This is a genomic window from Leucobacter alluvii (assembly GCF_039530485.1).
Lineage (GTDB): Bacteria > Actinomycetota > Actinomycetes > Actinomycetales > Microbacteriaceae > Leucobacter > Leucobacter alluvii.
This window is the reverse complement of the sequence record NZ_BAAAOP010000006.1, coordinates 17,355-37,343: the sequence shown is the minus strand read 5'-3', so window position 1 is coordinate 37,343 and position 19,989 is coordinate 17,355. Positions and strand designations below refer to the sequence as shown.

14 protein-coding genes and 1 other RNA gene are annotated in these 19,989 nt (G+C 66.6%); 3 read left to right on the top strand and 12 right to left on the bottom strand.

The window, feature by feature from the left end:
• The first annotated feature begins 233 nt into the window (after nucleotides 1–233).
• Nucleotides 234–2,222 (top strand): acetate--CoA ligase, encoded by a 1,989-nt coding sequence (gene acs, locus ABFX18_RS08715; RefSeq protein ID WP_346058043.1) that lies wholly within the window; start codon nucleotides 234–236, stop codon nucleotides 2,220–2,222.
• A gap of 114 nt (nucleotides 2,223–2,336) precedes the next feature.
• On the opposite strand, the gene ABFX18_RS08710 is transcribed toward acs, so the two are convergent.
• Complete coding sequence (locus ABFX18_RS08710) at nucleotides 2,337–2,813, bottom strand: RidA family protein (RefSeq protein ID WP_346058042.1); 477 nt, start codon at nucleotides 2,811–2,813, stop codon at nucleotides 2,337–2,339.
• A 1-nt stretch (nucleotide 2,814) separates the two neighbouring features.
• The gene (gene sp36 / locus ABFX18_RS08705; protein WP_141653254.1) at nucleotides 2,815–2,988 is read right to left on the bottom strand and encodes a Sp36 family protein; all 174 of its coding nucleotides are present in this window, start codon (nucleotides 2,986–2,988) and stop codon (nucleotides 2,815–2,817) included.
• Nucleotides 2,989–3,099: 111 nt separating this feature from the next.
• Here sp36 and ABFX18_RS08700 point away from each other — a divergent pair, with 111 nt between their 5' ends.
• On the top strand, nucleotides 3,100–5,796 hold the full coding sequence (locus ABFX18_RS08700; RefSeq protein ID WP_346058041.1) for a transglycosylase domain-containing protein: 2,697 nt from the start codon (nucleotides 3,100–3,102) through the stop codon (nucleotides 5,794–5,796).
• A gap of 8 nt (nucleotides 5,797–5,804) precedes the next feature.
• On the top strand, nucleotides 5,805–6,740 hold the full coding sequence (locus ABFX18_RS08695; RefSeq protein WP_346058040.1) for a metallophosphoesterase: 936 nt from the start codon (nucleotides 5,805–5,807) through the stop codon (nucleotides 6,738–6,740).
• Between the two features lie 92 nt (nucleotides 6,741–6,832).
• Here the strand turns inward: ABFX18_RS08695 and ABFX18_RS08690 are convergent, their stop codons facing one another.
• From ABFX18_RS08690 to rplJ, 10 genes are all read right to left on the bottom strand, one after another.
• Nucleotides 6,833–7,891 (bottom strand): aspartate-semialdehyde dehydrogenase, encoded by a 1,059-nt coding sequence (locus tag ABFX18_RS08690; protein ID WP_346058039.1) that lies wholly within the window; start codon nucleotides 7,889–7,891, stop codon nucleotides 6,833–6,835.
• Nucleotides 7,892–7,930: 39 nt separating this feature from the next.
• The gene (locus tag ABFX18_RS08685) at nucleotides 7,931–9,208 is read right to left on the bottom strand and encodes an aspartate kinase (protein WP_090151979.1); all 1,278 of its coding nucleotides are present in this window, start codon (nucleotides 9,206–9,208) and stop codon (nucleotides 7,931–7,933) included.
• A gap of 70 nt (nucleotides 9,209–9,278) precedes the next feature.
• Nucleotides 9,279–9,875 carry a recombination mediator RecR gene (recR, locus tag ABFX18_RS08680; protein WP_211649123.1) on the bottom strand — a complete coding sequence of 199 codons (597 nt, stop codon included), beginning with the start codon at nucleotides 9,873–9,875 and terminating at the stop codon, nucleotides 9,279–9,281.
• Between the two features lie 76 nt (nucleotides 9,876–9,951).
• On the bottom strand, nucleotides 9,952–12,861 hold the full coding sequence (locus ABFX18_RS08675) for a DNA polymerase III subunit gamma and tau (RefSeq protein ID WP_346058038.1): 2,910 nt from the start codon (nucleotides 12,859–12,861) through the stop codon (nucleotides 9,952–9,954).
• 47 nt (nucleotides 12,862–12,908) lie between these two features.
• Nucleotides 12,909–14,381, bottom strand: a complete 1,473-nt coding sequence (locus tag ABFX18_RS08670; RefSeq protein WP_346058037.1) for a phytoene desaturase family protein — start codon at nucleotides 14,379–14,381, stop codon at nucleotides 12,909–12,911.
• 77 nt (nucleotides 14,382–14,458) lie between these two features.
• Nucleotides 14,459–14,555: signal recognition particle sRNA small type (gene ffs, locus ABFX18_RS08665), an RNA gene on the bottom strand.
• Nucleotides 14,556–14,640: 85 nt separating this feature from the next.
• Nucleotides 14,641–16,677 (bottom strand): ABC transporter ATP-binding protein, encoded by a 2,037-nt coding sequence (locus ABFX18_RS08660; RefSeq protein ID WP_346058036.1) that lies wholly within the window; start codon nucleotides 16,675–16,677, stop codon nucleotides 14,641–14,643.
• Nucleotides 16,677–18,413, bottom strand: a complete 1,737-nt coding sequence (locus ABFX18_RS08655; protein WP_346058035.1) for an ABC transporter ATP-binding protein — start codon at nucleotides 18,411–18,413, stop codon at nucleotides 16,677–16,679. The genes ABFX18_RS08660 and ABFX18_RS08655 overlap by 1 nt, the downstream gene beginning before the upstream one ends.
• A gap of 228 nt (nucleotides 18,414–18,641) precedes the next feature.
• Entirely contained in the window at nucleotides 18,642–19,019 is a 378-nt protein-coding gene (rplL, locus tag ABFX18_RS08650) for a 50S ribosomal protein L7/L12 (protein ID WP_010154996.1), read from the bottom strand.
• Nucleotides 19,020–19,096: 77 nt separating this feature from the next.
• Nucleotides 19,097–19,606, bottom strand: coding sequence for a 50S ribosomal protein L10 (rplJ, locus tag ABFX18_RS08645; RefSeq protein ID WP_058593907.1), 510 nt, complete (start codon nucleotides 19,604–19,606; stop codon nucleotides 19,097–19,099).
• Nucleotides 19,607–19,989: the final 383 nt, after the last annotated feature.

The window sequence follows — 19,989 nt, the reverse complement described above, 5'->3', positions numbered from 1 at the left end:
GAATCTCAGCAGGGGGCATGAGCCCATACCAGCAGGGTTCGCCACGGCCAGACCACTCGCCCGAGCATCTGTGCGCAGTCGCGGCATCACCGTCGCGGGCTCACCGATGTGAGCGGAGATAGACGAAAGGTATAGCCTGGTTCTGCGTTTTCGGGATGGTACGGATCCCGTACGCGACTGAGGGGCCGGGAGCGAGCGATCGCCCCGGGAATCGATCGAAGATAAGGGCGTCAATGAGCGATCAGACCGGCAGTATTGAAAGCCACCACCTCCCCGAGGGAGCAACAGCGGAGACGTATGCTCCGAGTCCGGAGTTCCGCGAGCAGGCCAACGTCACCGACCCGTCCGTCTACTGGAAGGCCGCGCAGGATCCCGAGGGGTACTGGGCGGAGCAGGCCCAGAACCTGCAGTGGACGAAGCCGTTCAGCGAGGTGCTCGACTGGACGAACCCGCCGTTCGCGAAGTGGTTCCAGGACGGCGAGCTGAACGTCGCGGCGAACTGCCTCGATCGCCACGTGGCAGCTGGCAACGGCGACCGCGTCGCGCTCCACTTCGAGGGCGAACCGGGCGACACGCGCACCCTCACGTACGCCGAGCTCACGCACGAGGTGAAGCGCGCCGCGAACATGCTCACCAGCCTCGGCGTCGCCGCGGGCGACCGTGTGGCCATCTACATGCCGATGATCCCGGAGACGGTGATCGCCATGCTCGCCGTCGCGCGCCTCGGCGCAGCGCACTCGGTGGTCTTCGGAGGCTTCAGCGCTGAAAGTCTGCGCGCTCGCATCGACGACGCTGAGGCGCGTCTCGTGATCACGGCCGATGGCGGATGGCGCAAGGGACGCGTGTCCGCGCTGAAGCCGACCGTGGACGACGCGCTCGCGCTGAACGGCGGAGGTAGCACCGTCTCTCGCGTGCTCGTCGTCGAACGCGCGGGCAATGACGTCGCCTTCGATGAGGATCGCGACCTTTGGTGGCACCGCGAGATCACCGCATTCGACGGTGAGCACGAAGCTCAGGGCTTCCCCGCCGAGAACCCGCTCTTCATCCTGTACACCTCGGGAACCACGGGCAAGCCCAAGGGCATCCTGCACACCTCGGGCGGATATCTCACCCAGGTGTCGACCACCCACCGCGACGTCTTCGATCTGAAGCCCGACACCGACGTGTATTGGTGCACAGCCGACATCGGATGGATCACCGGGCACAGCTACGTGGTCTACGGTCCCCTCGCGAACGGCGCGACTCAGGTGATCTACGAGGGCACCCCGGAGACGCCCGATTGGGGCCGCTGGTGGTCGATCATTCAGAAGTACGGTGTGACGATCTTCTACACCGCGCCCACGGCCATTCGCGCCTGCATGAAGGTCGGGCGTCAGGTTCCGGAGCAGTACGACCTCTCGTCGATCCGGGTACTCGGTTCGGTCGGCGAGCCCATCAACCCCGAGGCGTGGCGCTGGTACCGCGAGGTCATCGGCGCGGGCACCGCCCCCATCGTTGATACGTGGTGGCAGACGGAGACCGGCGCGATCATGATCTCACCGCTGCCGGGCCTCACGCACCTGAAGCCGGGCAGCGCGCAGGTGCCGCAGCCAGGGATCTCGGTGACGGTGGTCGGCGAGGATGGCGCCCCCGTCGAGAACGGGCAGGGCGGCCTGCTCGTCGTGCAGCGCCCCTGGCCGTCGATGGTGCGCACGATCTGGGGCGACGACCAGCGCTTCATCGACACCTACTGGGCGAAGTTCGGCGACCGCTACTTCGCGGGCGACGGCGCCCGTCTCGACGAGGACGGCGACGTCTGGCTGCTCGGACGCGTCGACGACGTGATGAACGTCTCGGGCCACCGACTCTCGACCGCGGAGATCGAGTCGGCGCTGGTCGAGCACCACGCGGTCGCCGAATCGGCGGTCGTCGGGGCGGATGACGAGACGACGGGACAGGCCGTCGTCGCCTTCGTCATTCTGAAGTCGCAGCAGAGCATCCTGTCGCTCGATGACGCCGAGCCCGAGCTGAAGAAGCACGTCGCAGCCCAGATCGGTGCAATCGCGCGGCCGCGCCAGATCTTCATCGTCTCCGAACTGCCGAAGACACGGTCGGGCAAGATCATGCGGCGGCTACTCAAGGACGCGGCAGAAGGCCGAGAGGTCGGCGACACGACCACGCTCGCCGACACATCGGTGATGCAGACGATCTCGGATCGCGTGCGCAACGAACGCGGCGACTGAGCCGCACGTTACCGAACCGCAGGCGACACACGACCGAGGCCGGGAACCCGCTTCAGGGTTCCCGGCCTCGGTCGTTTCGCACGTGCGCGGGCTCGCTGCATGGAGCGCGCGGTGTCAGTCCTCGATCTTGAACACGAATTCGATCTCGACGGGCGCATCGAGCGGGAGGACGGCGACGCCGACGGCTGAACGCACGTGGATGCCGAGATCGCCGAAGACGCGACCCAGGAACATCGACGCACCATTCGCGACGGCGGGCTGACCCGTGAACGATGGATCGGATGCGATGAAGGCAGTGACCTTCACGACCTGAGAGATCTTGTCGAGCGACCCGATGACGCCTCGCGCGGCGGCGAGGGCGTTCAACGCGCAGAGCTGAGCGAGCTTCTCGGCTCGCTCGGGCGACACGAGCCCTGCTCCCAGACCCACTTTGCCCGTCTCGGGCAGAGCACCGTTCACGAACGGGAGCTGGCCGGCCGTGTACACGTAGTTGCCGTCACGCAGCGCGGGCACGTACGCGGCGACCGCCGCTGCGACCTCGGGGATCTCGTATCCCAGTTCGCGCAGCCGGTCCTCGATCACAGATGCCATATCAGGCCTTCCTCTTCTTCATGTATGCGACGTTGCCGCCGGCCGGGCCCTCGATGATCTGCACGAGCTCCCACCCCTGCGCACCCCAGTTGTTCAGAATCTGCGCCTCGTTGTGCAGCAGCAGCGGCGTCACGAAGTACTCCCAGGTCGGGGCGGCTTCGGCGGATTCACTCACGTGCGGATCTCCCTCGGTAGACGGTGTGCAGCGCGTGCCGGCGACCGGCATCGCCGCGACGCGGACGGGCGCGTTGCTGTTTTGTCAGCTACGTCGCTTACCCTTGATTCTATGACCCGTCAGACATCTCAGTCTTCGCGCGTGCGCTCGCAGAAACCTCGCACCGCAGGAGGGGCCCTCGCCGGGCTCCTCGGCGCGCTCGCCATGAGCGTGATCGCCGGTGTTCTCGTCACCGCAGCTGTGACTCCGGTGGTCGCTCTGAGCGGCACGGCCACGAAATCCGCAGTCGGCATCTTCGAGAGCCTGCCCGACCATCTGGACCCGGGCAAGCTCGCCGAGCCGTCGTCGATCTTCGCTACGACGAGCGATGGAAATAATGTCGAGGTCGCGACATTCTACGATCAGGATCGCGAGACGCTGGAGTGGGCCCAGATTCCGCAGTTCGTGAAAGATGCTGCAGTTGCAGAGGAGGATCCCCGCTTCTACACCCACGGCGGCGTCGACGTGCTCGCAACGGCCCGTGCCGTGCTGCAGAACGCAGCGGGGCAGAACCTCTCGGGCGCATCGACGATCACGATGCAGTACGTGCGTAACGTGCTGATTCAGGAGGCCATCGCGATTCCCGACAAGGAAGCGCAGAAGGAAGCCTACGAAGACGCGATGCGTCAGGACGTCGACCGCAAGCTCAAAGAGATGAAGTACGCGATCTCCATCGAGAAGAAGTACCCGAAGGACGAGATTCTGCTCGGGTATCTGAATATTGCGCTCTTCGGTCGACAGATCTACGGCATCGAATCAGCGGCGAAGTTCTACTACGGCAAATCGGCCGCCGATCTGTCGCTCGCGGAGTCCGCGAGCCTTGTGGCGATCGTGAACAACCCGTCTGAGTTGCAAATCGATGTCGAGGCGAATCTCCCTGCCAATACCGAGCGTCGCAACAAGATTCTCGACAGCATGCTCAGCCACGGAAAGATCACAGAGGCGCAGCATGAAGAAGCGGTAGCGACCCCTGTCACTCCGAACATCACCCCTCGCATTCAGGGGTGCAACGTCGCAGAACAGAACTACGGCCTCGGTGCCTTCTGCGATTACGTGCAGCGGTACATCAAGGCGGATCCGAACTTCGGTGACACCCCGACAGAACGCGAGTTCAATTTCAGTCGTGGTGGATACAAGATCTATACGACCATCGACCTCGACATGCAGGCCGCCGGCAATGATGCTACGCGCGGCACAGTTCCCGCGCTCATGGACGGGATCAAGGTTGGGTCGGCGTCGAGCAGCGTCGAGGTCGGCACCGGCAAGGTGCGCGCAATGGTGCAGAATCGCCCCTTCAACAACGCCGAATCGTTCTTGAAGGAGCATCCCGAATTCACGCCGGTGAACTACAACACGGATGAGGAGTTCGGCGGCTCGAGCGGATTCCAGGTGGGTTCAACCTTCAAACCGGTTACCCTCGCGGAGTGGATCCGCACGGGGCACTCAGTGCGTGACATTGTCAATGTCAACAGCCGAAAGGGCGTCCCGTACCAGTCGTTCCAGGCGACCTGCATGCCAGACGGAGTCTACAGTTACGGCTCGTTCGACTTCTCGAACGACAATGAGGGCATCAAGGGCAACCAGTCCGTACTCACGACCATCGCGAATTCCATCAATGGCGGTATCGTCTCGATGCAGCAGAAGATGGACCTCTGCGGCACGTTCGAGACGGCCAAAGCTCTCGGCATACATCGAGCTTCGGACCTTCCGGTCTGGTCACAGGAAGAGATCGATCAAGGAATGGCTCCGCCGGAGCTCCTCGGTACCACCAAGGTCCCGACACTCACCAATGATCCGCGTGACCTCTCGATGGTGCCGTCGAACACATACGGCGGCGTCGACGAGATCGCTCCCATCACCATGGCAGCGGCGTACTCCGCGTTTGCGGGCGACGGGACCGTCTGCACCCCGGTTCCCATCGAATCGATCGTGGATGACTCCGGCGAGCAAGTGCCCTTCACGAAGAGCGAATGCTCGCAAGCCATAGCACCGGAGGTGGCTGCCGGCGTGGCGTTCGCCCTGCAGAACGCGGTAACGGCGGGTCTCGCTGACCACGCGAGGTCGTCGACCGGTGTTCCGCATCTCGCGAAGACCGGAACGACTGATGATGTCATCGACAACTGGACAGTCGGTGCGAGCACGAAAGTCGCCACGGCGACCTGGGTGGGAAACGCGGATCCGTTTTGTGTCGATCCCGCCAACCCCGACAGTTGCTCCCGAGTGTCGACGATGGGCTTCGGCAACCTGATGTACGCCGATCAGACGATCTGGCCAGCGATCATGAATACCGCGGACGCGCGGTATGGCGGTGACGCCTTCCCCGAGCCTTCGGAGGCCGCTATCCGCCAGACGATGGTTTCGGTGCCAGACGTGAAGGGCAAATCCGTTGAAGAGGCGACGGGCATGCTGACACAGCTCGGATTCTCGGTGAATGATGGCGGCGAAGTCCCATCGTCGGAGGCCGAAGGCCTGGCGGCTCGCACCGATCCGGAGGCAGGCTCGTCGGTTGGTCTCGGTTCGGGAATCACTCTCTACCGCAGCAACGGCAAGGCGTCGAAAATCCCGGACGGGCTCGTGGGTCAGACGGGCAACAACGCAAAGTCCGCTCTGAATAGCGCAGGGTTCGACAACGTCGAGTTCGCCTGCGGCACCGGCAGCGATTCGAAACCGAAATCGAACAAGGTGCTCTCGGTCAGCCCCGAAAGCGGCGCCGAGGTCAACCGTGGTGACACGGTGACGCTGGCGCTCGCCTGCGGCAAGAAGGACTGACCTTGGCAATGCATCCCGCACGTTCGACGGCGGCCGTTCTCGGAGCGGCCGCCGTCGGCGTACTGACCTGGTCCACGCTCATCGAGCGACGACTGTTCACGGTGCGACGCCATACGCTGCCCGTACTGCCGGACTCCCGCACTCCGATCCGGGTACTGCAGCTCTCAGACCTGCATCTGGCGCCATGGCAAGCGCAAAAGGTCGACTGGGTGCGCTCCCTCGCGGAGCTGCGCCCCGACCTGGTCGTGCTGACCGGAGATCTCATGGGCCATCGCGAAGCGCTCCCGGCGCTGCTGCATGCGTTGCGGGCGCTCGTCGAGCAGACGCCCACGGTGTTCGTTCACGGCTCGAACGACTACTACGGTCCGCTCTTCAAGAACCCCGTCAAGTACCTGCTCGAGCCGAGCAGGCGGAGCACGCGCACCCCTGATCTCGACAACGGTGCGATCACCCGCGGGCTGGCCGAGCTGGGCGCGATCGACCTCAACAACGACGCGGTTCGGCTCTCCATTCGCGGCAGCAGCGTCGAGCTGTTCGGCCTGAACGACCCGCACATTCGCTACGACGACGCGGATCGTATGCGCGCGGCCGCCGCAGCGTTGACGCAGAACGAGGGCGCAGCCGTCGACGCCGACCCGGCCCCGGTGCGCCTCGGCGTCGTGCACGCGCCCTATCAGGAGTCCCTGGGCGCGCTTCTGACGGCCGGATCGGACCTGATCCTGGCCGGGCATACGCACGGCGGCCAAGTGCGCGTACCGGGCGTCGGGGCGCTCACCGCGAACTGCGACCTCCCGACCGAACAAGCACGCGGCCTGAGCGTCTGGTTCGACGCGCACCGCGCCGCGTTTCTGAACGTCAGTGCGGGGCTGGGCAACTCGATCTACGCGCCGGTGCGTTTCGCCTGCCGCCCTGAGGCATCGCTGATCACGCTCGAATCGCGGTAGGTCGGAGAACGCACTCCAGCCTCGAGACAAACATCAGGCCCCGGTCGTCGACGTGAACGACCGGGGCCTGATGCTGTACTGGCGGCTCGCCCCTACTCGGCCCGCCGCGCCGCGATGATCTCAGCGATCTGCACCGCGTTCAGCGCTGCACCCTTGCGCAGATTGTCGTTCGAGATGAATAGCGTCAGGCCGCGGCCCTCGGCAGCGGACTGGTCAGCGCGAATGCGCCCGACGAGCGAGGGATCCTTGCCCGCCGCCTCGAGGGGCGTCGGGACGTCAGTGAGTTCGACGCCGGGAGCTGCTGCGAGCACCTCACGAGCACGATCCGCCGAGATCTCGCGAGCGAATTCGGCGCTGATCGACAACGAGTGCCCGGTGAAGACCGGCACGCGCACGCACGTTCCGGCGACTCGCAGCTCGGGGAGCTCGAGGATCTTCCGGCTCTCGTTGCGCAGCTTCTTCTCTTCGTCGGTCTCACCCTCGCCGTCTTCGACGATGGATCCGGCGAGCGGCAGTACGTTGAATGCGATCGTCTTGGTGTAGACCTCGGGAGCCGGGAAGTCCACGGCGCCCCCGTCATGTACGAGCTGCTCGAGCTCGCCCGACTCGACGGCTGCAACGGCCTGACCGGCCAGCTCACGGGCTCCGACGAGCCCTGAGCCCGACACGGCCTGGAACGTCGTGACGATGAGCCGTTCGAGCCCGGCCTCGGAGTCGAGTGCCTTCATCACCGGCATCGCTGCCATCGTGGTGCAGTTCGGGTTCGCGATGATCCCCTTCCGCGCCTCGTCGATCGCGTGCGGGTTGACCTCGCTCACCACGAGGGGAACGTCCGGGTCGAGTCGCCACGCACTCGAATTGTCGATGACCGTCGCACCCGCTGCGGCGAACTCCGGCGAGTACTGCTTCGAAGCGGCGCCACCGGCGGAGAAGAGCGCGATGTCGATGCCGCTCTTGTCCGCTGTCGCGACGTCCTCGACGACGATGCTCTCGCCGCGGAATTCGAGCGTCGAGCCCGCCGAGCGCGCGCTGGAGAAGAAGCGGATGTTCGCGATCGGGAAGTCCCGCTCGTCGAGCAAACGGCGCATCACTGCGCCCACCTGACCGGTTGCGCCGACGACGGCGATCGAGAGTCCCTGCTGTGCAGCCATGTGTTTCGAGATCCTGTTCTGTGTTTCGCCGTGAAAGAGTTATCGGCCGGTGCCGGCGTAGACCGTGGCTTCGGTCTCGGCGTCGAGGCCGAACGCCGTGTGGAGTACGCGGACCGCCTTGTCGAGAAGGTCGGCTCGGGTGACGACCGAGATCCTGATCTCCGAAGTCGAGATCATTTCGATATTGATGTCGGCCTCGTACAGCGCACGGAAGAGCTGCGCGGATACGCCCGTACTCGTGCGCATGCCGGCGCCCACGACGGCGAGCTTGGCGATCTGATCGTCGTACTGCAGACTCTCGAATCCGAGTGCTTCGCGTTCCGCTTCGAGCGCCTCGATGACTTTCCGACCGTCGCCGAGCGGGACCGTGAAGGAGATGTCGGTGCGGTTCGTTTGCGCCGCCGAGACGTTCTGCACGATCATGTCGATGTTCGCGTGCGTCTTCGCCACGATCTCGAAGATCTGGGCAGCTTTGCCCGGAATGTCCGGCACACCGCCCACGGTGACCTTCGCCTCGCTCTTCTCAGCGGCGATACCAGTGATGATCGGCTCTTCCACCTGATCTCCCTTCGGATGCCCCTTGGCGGGGTCGTAGACGATGGTGCCCGGCTCGTCGGAGAACGAGGAGCGGACGTGCAGCACGACGCCGTGGCGGCGGGCGTACTCGACGGCGCGCAGGTGCAGCACCTTCGCGCCGGACGCCGCGAGTTCGAGCATCTCCTCCGCCGTGATGGCGTCGATCTTCCGCGCGAGCGGCACGACGCGAGGATCGGTCGTGAAGATGCCGTCGACGTCGGTGTAGATCTCGCACACATCTGCGCCGAGGGCGGCGGCGAGTGCAACGGCGGTCGTGTCGGATCCGCCGCGCCCGAGCGTGGTGATGTCTCGCGAGTCGCGACTGAATCCTTGGAAGCCTGCGACGATGGCGACGGCGCCCTGATCGAGGGCCTCGCGCACGCGGCCGGGCGTCACATCGACGATCTTCGCCGAACCGTGCTCGGCGGTGGTGATCATTCCCGCCTGGCTGCCCGTGAAGGAGAGAGCCTCGATACCCATGCCTTTGATCGTCATCGCGAGCAGGGCCATCGAGATGCGCTCACCCGCGGTGAGGAGCATGTCGAGTTCTCGCGGTGCGGGGATCGGCGTGCACGCCGCTGCGAGTTCGAGCAGTTCATCGGTGGTGTCGCCCATGGCGCTCACGGCGACGACGACCTCGTTGCCCCCGCGACGCGCCTCGACGATGCGCTTCGCGACGCGCTTGATGCTCTCGGCGTCGGCTACGGACGAGCCCCCGAATTTCTGCACGATCAACGCCACGCGGGTTCCTCCTGAATATCCGAGCCGAAAGCTCAGTCTATCGGACCAGAACTTCGGGTGATGTCTCCGGTTACTCCACCTTACGGCGGCCTTCGAAGGCGCGTCCGAGTGTGACTTCATCGGCGAATTCCAGGTCGCCGCCGACGGGAAGCCCCGAGGCCAGACGCGATACCGGCACTTCGATGGAGGTCAGCAGCCGCGACAGGTACGCCGCGGTGGCTTCGCCCTCCAGGTTCGGATCGGTCGCGATGATCACTTCTTGCACGTGGTTCTCACCGACGCGACGCATCAGTGCGGGGATGCTGAGATCGTCGGGTCCGACGCCGTCGATCGGGCTGATGGCGCCGCCGAGCACGTGATACAGGCCGCGGAACTGACGCGTGCGCTCGATCGCGACCACGTCTTTCGGCTCTTCGACGACGCAGATGATGCTGTCGTCGCGGCGCGGGTCTCGGCAGATCGAGCACCGCTCGTGCTCGGTGATGTTGCCGCACACGTCGCAGAAGCGCACCTTCTCGCGGACCTCGCTGAGCAGTTCGGCGAGCTTGGAGACGTCGAAGTTCTGCGTCTGCAGAATGTGGAACGCGATGCGCTGCGCCGACTTCGGACCGATGCCAGGCAGCCGACCGAACTCGTCGATCAGGTCTTGGACGATGCCGTCGTACACGGTGGAGCCTCCTCGGGTTGACGACGTGACGCGCGCCGTTCAGCACACACCCTAGTCGCGACGTTACATGGGCCGCTCAACGCGGCGGGAGCGGGCGCTCCTCAACGAACCGGGCCCCGAGCACTTCGCGCACCACTGACTCGCCGTACCTTGTGAATGCGGGCCGAGCCGCCGGCGAGGCGGGGGCGGGGGCGGCAGCGGCAGCGGCAGCGGCAGCGGCAGCGGCAGCTGGAGCTGGAGCTGGAGCCTGGCCGCGGGACGATATCCGGGCTGCCGACGGCGCGGCAGGTGCGGGAGGGACGGCTGCGGGCGCCTGGCCGAGCGTAGATGCGACACCTGCCGAAGATGCCGGGGTCGGTGCGTACGGGTCGCCCTCCGCCGAGTCGTCCGGCGCTTCGCCGGAGTCTCCCGCATAGGGGTCGCCGTACTCCGCCGGATCTGCGAACCGTGCGGGCGCCGCATCTGCGTCGACCGCTGCACGCGCGGCCGCAGGCGCCTCTCCCGCTGGGGGCTGTGCCTCGGCTGCGTCCTGCGTCATGGCTGCCTCATCGCGCGTCGCCGCGGCGGCAGAGGCCGACGGTTCTTGCTCAGCGGTGGTCGGAGCATCGTTCGAGTTCGATGCGGGGGTCGGAGCGTCGATCGAGCTCGATGCGGCCGGTGGCGCAGATTCGGGCTGCGGATCTGCCCAGGCGGGAGCAGCGAGAGCCGGACCCAAGCCGCTCAGGCGTGCCGCTGCCCGAACCATCGGGTCGTTCGCGTCTGGGGCGGCGACGGTCACGCCCTGCGGTTCGGAGGAGCGTGTGTCGGATGCGGTATCAGGCGTATGCCCGGCTGGGTGAGGCTCCTCTGCGTCAGCTGCGGCCTCTGGCTCGCGCGCGGCGCCGTGACCGGCAGCCGCCTCGGCGGGCATGCGCTTCGGCTTGTATTTCACGCTGATGCCGACGGCGGAGAGAATCGTCTCCCGGAGCGGACCGGCTCCGGTCGTCTTGAATGCGGTGAGATCGGATTCCGAGGCGAGGCCGACCGTGAGCACGTCGCCTTCGAGCGCCAGCGGCGCGATCACTCGCACGGCGTTCCATGCATCACGATCGAGCTCGAGCAGTTCCTCGAGCAGATCGGGCCACACCTCCATCAGGTCTTCGTACCCGCCGGAGGTTTCGGCGTCGGACTCCGTCTCGGCCTCGTCAGGGACGGGCCCTTCGGCCGCGGCCGCCTGCTCAGCCGGAGCCGGCGCGGTGTCACCGACGGTGCCACCGACGGTGGCCTCTGCTGCGGGCGCCGCCGGCCGGGGTGCCGGTGCATCGTTGCCGATGCTCTCGATCTGCGCCGAGCTGAGCACTGCCGAGATCGGACGGCCGAATTTCGCTGCGCCCTCATTCGGATGGGGAGCTCCAGCATGCGGAGCTCCAGCATGCGGTGCTCCGGCGTGCGGGGTCTCCGGTCGAGCCGGCGCGGCTGGCGGAGTCGCGGTGTCTTCGACTGCAGTCGCCCCCGCGGTCGCAGGATCGGACGCAGGAGCAGGTGACGACGCAGGAGCAGGCGACGGCGCAGGAGCAGGCACGGGCGCTGCTGGCCGCTCCGCCTCCCCGCCCTGCGCATCCTGCGACAGGAACTCCCGGATCGATGCTGCCGTCTGCGCGGCATTCGGGGTGCCAGGTGCAGCGTTCGGCGCGGCCGGATCGCCCGGAGCCGGCGCCGGCCGAGGCGTTTCCGTCTGCTCAACCGCAGCGCTGCGAGCCGCCGCGAGCGCGGCCATGGGATCGGGCGCCGGCTGGGCCGGCGCGGCGGCGTTCGCGGGAGCAGCACCCGACGGCCGCTCGCCGGTCGGCACCGAGCCGGGCTGCGCCGACTGCGCACGCGGCTCAGTGCGCTCCACCGGCTGCGCGGCGTGCACCAGGGCTCGCGCGATCATGAGTTCGAGCTGCAGCCGCGGCGCGGTGGCACCCGCCATCTTGTCGAGGGCAGCGCTCACGACATCGGCGATGCGCGACAGCTCGCCCGGCCCGAAAGCGCGGGCCTGCTCGAACATCCGCGTGAGCTGATCCTGCGGCACGCCGCGGAAGATCGCTGCAGCACCGTCGACGGTCGTGGCATTCACCACGATGAGGTCGCGCAGGCGTTCGAGCAGGTCCTCGACGAAGCGACGCGGATCCTGCCCAGTCTGCACGACACGATCCGTCGCTCGGAATGCTGCGGCGGCATCATGCGCCCCGAATGCGGCGACGGCGTCGTCGAGCAGCTCTGCGTGGGTGAAGCCGAGCAGGCCGGCTGCGCGGTCGGCGGTGACGAGCGGAGTCTCGGACCCCGCGATGAGCTGGTCGAGAATCGACAGCGTATCGCGCACCGATCCGCCGCCCGCTCGCACGACGAGGGGAAGCACGCCTGGCTCGACCTGCACGCCTTCGCTGTCGCAGAGCGACTGCACGTAGTCGATGAGGGTGCCGGGTGCGATGAGGCGGAACGGATAGTGATGGGTGCGCGAGCGGATCGTGCCGATGACCTTGTCTGGCTCGGTCGTCGCGAACACGAACTTCACGTGCGGCGGCGGCTCCTCGACGATCTTGAGCAGCGCGTTGAACCCGCCGGGCGTCACCATGTGCGCCTCGTCGATGATGAAGATCTTGAACCGATCGCGCGCCGGGGCGAAGACCGCGCGTTCGCGCAGGTCCCTGGCATCATCGACGCCGCCGTGGCTCGCGGCATCGATCTCGACGACATCGAGCGAACCGCCACCGTCGCGGCTGAGTTCGACGCAGCTCGGGCAGACCCCGCACGGCGTATCAGTGGGCCCCTCGGCGCAGTTCAGGCACCGTGCAAGAATGCGGGCCGAGGTCGTCTTGCCGCAGCCCCGCGGGCCGCTGAACAAATAGGCGTGCCCGATGCGACCGGTGCGCAGGGCCGTCATCAACGGTTCGGTGACCTGCGACTGCCCGATCATCTCGGAGAAAGCTTCTGGCCGATATCGGCGATAGAGTGCGGCAACCACGACACCATGCTACCGGCGGCCGCCGACATTCTGGCCGGGGCCGAGGGCTACCGGAGGCTCAGGTCAGGCGCTTCGAGCCCGTACTCGTGGCGCAGCGCCGATTTCGCCGCGTACCAGCCGCACAACCCGTGCACGCCGGGGCCCGGAGGCGTCGATGACGATGCGAGGTAGATGCCGCGGCCCGGAGTACGCCAAGGGTCGACCGAGAGGGTCGGCCGCGCGATCAGCTGCGGCAGCGTGATGGCTCCCGCGCTGAAATCGCCGCCGTGGTAATTGCGGTTGTAGCGCGACATCTCGTCCGCGGTCGTCACGCGCACAGCGCGGATCCGGTCGCGGAACCCGGGAGCGAAGCGCTCGATCTGCCGGATCACCGGCTCGCCCATGTCGACCGTCGACCCGCTCGGCACGTGCGTGTACGTCCATACGGCGTTCACTCCTGGAGCATTGCGGCCGGCATCGAACTCCTCGGTCTGCGCGAGCAGCACATAGGGGTGAGCGGGGTGCCCGCCCGAGGCCACGACGCGTTCCGATGCTGCGAGCTCAGGTCTGCTGCCGCCGACGTGCACCGTGGGCGCCTGCGCCACGCGCGGGTCGCTCCACGGGATCGGTCCGTCGAGCACGAAGTCGACCTTCGTCGCAGCGTCACCGTAGGAGAAGCGACGCAGGGCGCGCCGGTACCGCGATGGGAGCTCTGATCCTGCGATCCGCTCGAGCCCGCGCGCCGACGTGTCGAAGACGCGAACCCGGAACGACGAGAGCTCGCGGACGTCATCGACCGGGTGCGCCGTCTCGATGCGCCCTCCGTGCGCGAGCAGATCAGCCGCGAGTGCGTCGGTGATGGCGCGGGATCCCCCCACCGGCACCGGCCACCCCACTGTGTGGGCGAGCGCGCCGAGCACGAGCCCGACGCCCGCTGTCGCGAGGTTCGGGAGCCTGCCGATGCTGTGCGCGGCGACACCGGAGAGCAGGGCCGGGGCAGCCGCCTCGCGGAATCGCGCATTCCACAGCGGAGTGCCCTGTTCGAGCGCGCGAAGACCGGTGAGCAGCGCGGCGATCGGATGCGCTGGCCACCGCAGCATGCCACCCCCCAGCGTAAAGTCGAGCACTCCGGGGAGATGCTGCAGGAGCGGTCGGTAGAAGCGGCCGTAGGCCGCGCCGTCGCGCCCCAGCTCGGCGATCGTGCGGTCGAGGTCGTGGTACGCGATCGCCGCGCGATCCGCCCCGCCCCCGGCTCGGCCGTCGAGCGGATTCGCGTAGGAGGCAGCCGGAACCACGAACTCCATGCGCCGTTCGATCTCGAAGGCCCGGAAGAACCCCGTCGCGAGCGCCATGGGGTGGATGGCGGAGCACACGTCGTGCAGCACCCCTGGCTCAACGAGTTCGGTGGTGCGCGTGCCACCGCCGATCGTCTCTGCGGCCTCGAACACCGTGACCGGAACACCCGCACGCGCGAGCGTCACAGCGGCGGCGAGCCCGTTCGGGCCCGCACCGATGACGGCCGCTCCCCCAGAAGACTGCATAGTCCGATCGTACTCTTCGTATGCGCTCCCACGCCGAAACGCCGAGTCGGACCGGCTTCCGAGGGGCGGCGTGGGAATGAAAATACTCCCCACGCACCCGCCAGAGCCCAGGTACCCTTGCTTCGTTTCCGACCTGGGGGAGTTCCCTGAGATAGCGCCACGTGGGGAGCCAGACCAGTCTACCCGACGTTGAGCCCCGTTCGGTACGCGGCCAGCACCGCGCCGGGCAGCGCTCCCGCCGACCCCGGCAGGAGCGCCGCTACGCCTGCGCGTCGCCCGCCGGCTGCGCCTCGGCCGCCAGCACCTCTTCGGCATGCGCCTCGGCGTCCTCGCCCGCGAACTGCGCCTGATACAGCGCGTAGTACGCTCCGCGACGGGCGAGCAGCTCATCGTGCGACCCCTGCTCGACGATGCTGCCGCGCTCCATCATGAGAATGGTGTCGGCGTCGCGAATCGTCGACAGCCGATGGGCGATCACGAACGAGGTGCGATCGGCGCGCAACGCACTCATGGCCTGCTGCACGAGCACCTCCGTGCGCGTGTCAACGGACGAGGTCGCCTCGTCGAGGATCAGCAGCGACGGATTCGCGATGAAGGCCCGAGCGATGGTGAGGAGCTGTCGCTCCCCCGCCGACAACGACGACGCGTTCTCCGAGATCACCGTGTTGTACCCATCGGGCAACTGCCGCACGAACCGATCGACCATCGTCGCCTCAGCGGCTGCGACGACCTCGTCGTCGGTCGCATCGAGTCGCCCGTACCGGATGTTCTCGCGGATCGACCCTTCGAAGAGCCACGCGTCTTGCAGCACCATGCCGACCTGGCCTCGCAGCTCCGCGCGTGACAGATGGGTGATGTCGATGCCGTCGAGCAGGATGCGCCCCCGATCCAGCTCGTAGAAGCGCATCACGAGATTCACGAGCGTCGTCTTGCCCGCGCCGGTCGGCCCGACGATGGCGACCGTGTGCCCCGGGCTCGCCTCGAGCGACAACCCCTCGATCAGCGGCTGATTCGGTTCGTAGCTGAAGGCGACGTCCTCGAACTGCACGTGACCGCTCGTGCGCTCAGGCAAGCGCTCCGAAGCCGTATCCGCGTCCTGCTCATCGGCATCGAGCAGCTCGAACGTGCGCTCGGCGGATGCGACGCCGGACTGCAGCATGTTCGCCATCCCCGCCATTTCGGCGATGGGCTGGGAGAACTCCCGCGAGTACTGGATGAATGCCGTCACATCGCCGAGCGTCATCTGCCCGCCGGTCACCCGGAGCGCGCCCACCACGGCGATGAGCACGTAGCTCAGGTACTGCACGAACTGCATCGCCGGCATGATGGTGCCGGAGAGCGCCTGGGCGCGGTACGCGGCGCCGAAGAGCCCCTCGTTGCGCCGGTCGAACTCCTCGAGCATCTCGGCATCGCGGTTGAAGATGCGCACCAGCTCGTGGCCCGTGAACGACTCCTCGATGTGACCGTTCAGGTCGCCCGTGTGCTTCCACTGCGCGACGAAGAGCTTCTGCGCGCGCACCCCGACGACTCCGGCGATGATGCCCGACAGCGGGAGGGCGATCAGCGCGATCAGCGCCAACTGCCAGGAGACGATGAACATCATCGCCGTGATGCCGATCACCATCAGCAGCGATTGCACCAGCTGCGACAGGGCCTGCTGCAGCGCCTGCTGGATGTTGTCGACATCGTTCGTCACCCGCGAGAGCACGTCGCCGCGCTGACGGCCGTCGAAGTAGCTGAGCGGCAGACGATTGATCTTCGCCTCGATGTCGGCGCGCAGCTGGTAGACGACCTTCATGACGAGGCGGTTCAAGATGAACCCCTGCAGCCACATGAGCACCGATGCGACGAGGTACATGCCGAGCACGGTCAGGATCAGACGACCGAGCAGATCGAAGTCGATCCCTTCGCCCGGCACGATCTGCGCGCCGGCCAGCACGTCGGCGAACTGCTCGTTGCCGGATGCGCGCGCGGCGTCGACGGCCTGGTCCAGCGTGATGCCAGCGGGCAGCTGCTTGCCGAGAATGCCGTTGAAGATCACGTCCATGGCCTGGCCGAGAATCTTCGGGGCGATCACGGTCAGCACCACCGAGCCGATCACGAGCAGCACGACGAGCGAGAACTGCCATTTGTGCGGCGAGAGCAACCCGACGAGGCGCTTCGCCGACGGCCAGAAGTGCTTCGCCTTCTTGACGGGCTGACTGCCCGTCCAGTCGTCGTTATCGGGCTGGTAGTCGTCGGGCAGTTCGAGGTCTTCGGTGCTCTGAGCCTCGGCTGAAGATTGCTTCCGGGCCATTACGCCGCCTCCGTCGCTTCGAGTTGAGACCGGACGATCTCGCGGTACACCTCACTGGTGTCGAGCAGCTCCGCGTGAGTGCCCCGATCGACGATCTCGCCGGCCTCCACCACGAGAATCTGATCGGCTTCCGTGATCGTGGAGACGCGCTGGGCGACGATGATCGTCGTAGCTCCGGCGGTCGCGTGCGGAAGCGCAGCCCGCAGTTTCGCGTCGGTCGCGACGTCGAGCGCCGAGAACGAATCGTCGAACAGGTACACCCGCGGCTTCGCCACCAGCGCGCGGGCGATCGACAGTCGCTGCCGTTGTCCGCCGGAGACGCTCGTGCCGCCCTGCGACACGGGCTCGTCGAGCCCGAGCTCTTTCTCGCGCACGAAATCGTCGCCCTGCGCGATGCGCAGCGCCTCCCACAGTTCTTCGTCGCTCGCATCGGCCCGCCCGAAGCGGAGGTTCGACGCGATCGTGCCGGAGAACAAGTATGGGCGTTGCGGAACGAGGCTCACCGCTTGGGCCAGCTGCGCGCGAGTGAGCGCATCGACGGGCGCTCCATCGATCGTGATCGAGCCTTCCTGCGGATCGTAGAGGCGGAGCAGCAGGTTGAGCAGCACCGTCTTCCCCGCGCCGGTCGACCCGATGATCGCCGTCGTCTTCCCGGCTTCGGCGACGAAGCTCGCGCCCGTGATGACCGGCTTCTCCGCACCGGGGAACCCGAAGGTGACCCGATCGAACTCGATGCGACCGGCCGCGGGCGTCGGCACCGCCTCCTCAGACGGGAACGACAGCGTCGAACGCGTGTCGAGCAGCTCACGAATGCGCTCTGCGCAGACGACCGCGCGCGGGATCATCATCGTCATGAAGACACCCATCATGACCGCCATCAGGATCTGCAGCAGGTACTGCAGGAACGCGGTCAGCGACCCGACCTGGACGAGGCCGTCGTCGACGCGATGCCCGCCGAACCACAGCACCGCTGCAGTCGCGAAGTGCAGCACCATCATGATGACGGGGAACATCAGCACGAAGACGTTGCCGACCTTCACCGAGACCTCGGTGATGTCGCGGTTCGCCCGCTCGTAGCGATCCGCTTCGAAGTTCTCTCGCACGAACGCGCGGACCACGCGGATCCCCATGATCTGCTCGCGCAGCACCCCGTTGATCGTGTCGACCCGCGTCTGCATCGTGCGGAACAGCGGCAGCAGGATCCAGACGAGGAACCCGACGATGACGGCGAGGATCGCCACAGACGCCCAGACGAGCCACGACATCCCCGCGTCTTCGCGAAGCGCCATGATGATGCCGCCGACCGCCATGATCGGCGCCGTGACCATGAAGTTGAGCGTCATGAGCACCAGCATCTGGATCTGCTGCACATCGTTCGTACCGCGCGTGATCAGCGTGCCCGCCCCGAATTTGGTGGCTTCGAGCGTGCTCAGCGAGTCGACCTTGCGATACACCTCGCGACGCAGATCTCGCCCCACACCCATCGAGGTGCGCGCGCCGAAGTACACGGCGGTCACCGCTGTCGCGACCTGAGCGAGCGATACCAGCAGCATCGTGCCACCGGTGTTCCAGATGAAGCCCGTGTCTCCGCGTGCGATGCCCTGATCGATGATCTGGGCGTTCAGGCTCGGCAGCCAGAGAGCGGCGATCGTCGACAGCAGCTGGAGCCCGAGCACGGCGGCGATGAAGGGCCAGTACTGCTTCGCGTGGCGGAACGTCAAGGCGATGAGAGCCACGGGGATCCTTTCTCCAAGTGTCGCGGGGCGCGGACGCGCCCGAAGCGTGGGCGCCGAGCCTGCGCGGCCGGAACACGGTACTCACTCTGCGACGGCTGTACCAGCAGTCGTACCGACGACGGGGCGACACCCGTGCCGGGTGGAAAAACAAGTGGGGGCAGGTCCACCTTACGGCGAACCCACCCCCACAGGAAACAAGACTCAGCGACTGAGCCCCATCACCGCTCGTTAGACGAGCTTGACGCCAGCGCCAGCCTCTTCGAGCTTTGCCTTCGCTTCTTCAGCGGCTTCCTTCTTCGCGCCCTCGAGCACGTTCTTGGGAGCCTCCTCAACGAGCGACTTCGCCTCGCCGAGACCCAGGCCGGTCAGCTCGCGCACGACCTTGATGACCTGGATCTTCTTGTCGCCAGCCGACTCGAGGACGACGTCGAACTCGTCCTTCTCCTCGACGGCCTCAGCAGCAGCGGCCGGAGCAGCAGCAACGGCAACCGGAGCAGCAGCGGAGACGTCGAAGGTCTCCTCGAATGCCTTGACGAACTCGGAGAGCTCGATGAGGGTGAGCTCCTTGAACTGCTCGAGCAGCTCTTCGGTGGAAAGCTTAGCCATAATGTTTCTCCTTGATGTGTGCCCTCACGCGAAGCGTGCGGGCGGGGTTGTATAACCGATCCGGCGTGAGCCGAGTCTTACGCGTCCTGCTTCTCCTGCAGCGCGCCGAAGCCGCGTGCGGCCTTGGCGGGCAGGGCGGCGAACAGCTGTGCAGCACCGACCAGAGCAGCCTGCATGGCGCCGGCAGCCTTGGCCAGCAGCACCTCGCGGCTCTCGAGATCGGCAAGCTTGCCTACCTCAGCGGCGGTCATGGCGTTGCCATCGAAGTAGCCCGCCTTCACCACCAAAAGAGGGTGTGCCTTGGCGAAGTCACGCAGCGACTTTGCGACCGCGACGGTGTCACCGTGCACGAAGGCGAGAGCCGAAGGACCGGCGAGCTCGTCATCGAATGCGGTGATCCCGGCGTTGTTGGCCGCAATCTTCGTCAGCGTGTTCTTCGCCACAGCGTACGTCGCGTGCTCGCGGATGCTGTCGCGGAGTTCCCGCAGTTCAGCAACCGAAAGACCGCGGTACTCAGTCAGCAGAACGGCGTTCGACTCTTCAAACTTCTGCTGAAGATCGGTAACCGTAGCGTCCTTCGTAGCCATGGCGCTCCCTAGCTTGTCGTACCCGCGCGGCGGATGCCGCTCGGGGGCCGCGCCGCTCGAAGCGATTCGCTCGGAAATTCACCGAAACGAAAAGAAGCTCCGGCGCGCATGCACGGAGCTTCATAAGATCGGGATCGAGATCCCGTACTCAAGGAGTTCTGCACCTGCGCAGGTCTCCGCTCTCGCGGACGTTCCGGAATCCTCGCGGATCCTACCGGCGGTCTTGGGCCAGGGGAGACTCTACCACCACAGAGGAGGGAACGCAACAGGCAGGGGTGAGCCGCGGCCATGCCGCGCCGCGGGCTGCGCAGGAGCGATGCTCCTGCGATGCTCAAGCCGCGGGCCCCCGCATGTAGCCCGCCACTCCTCGCTGCGCTCCGTGA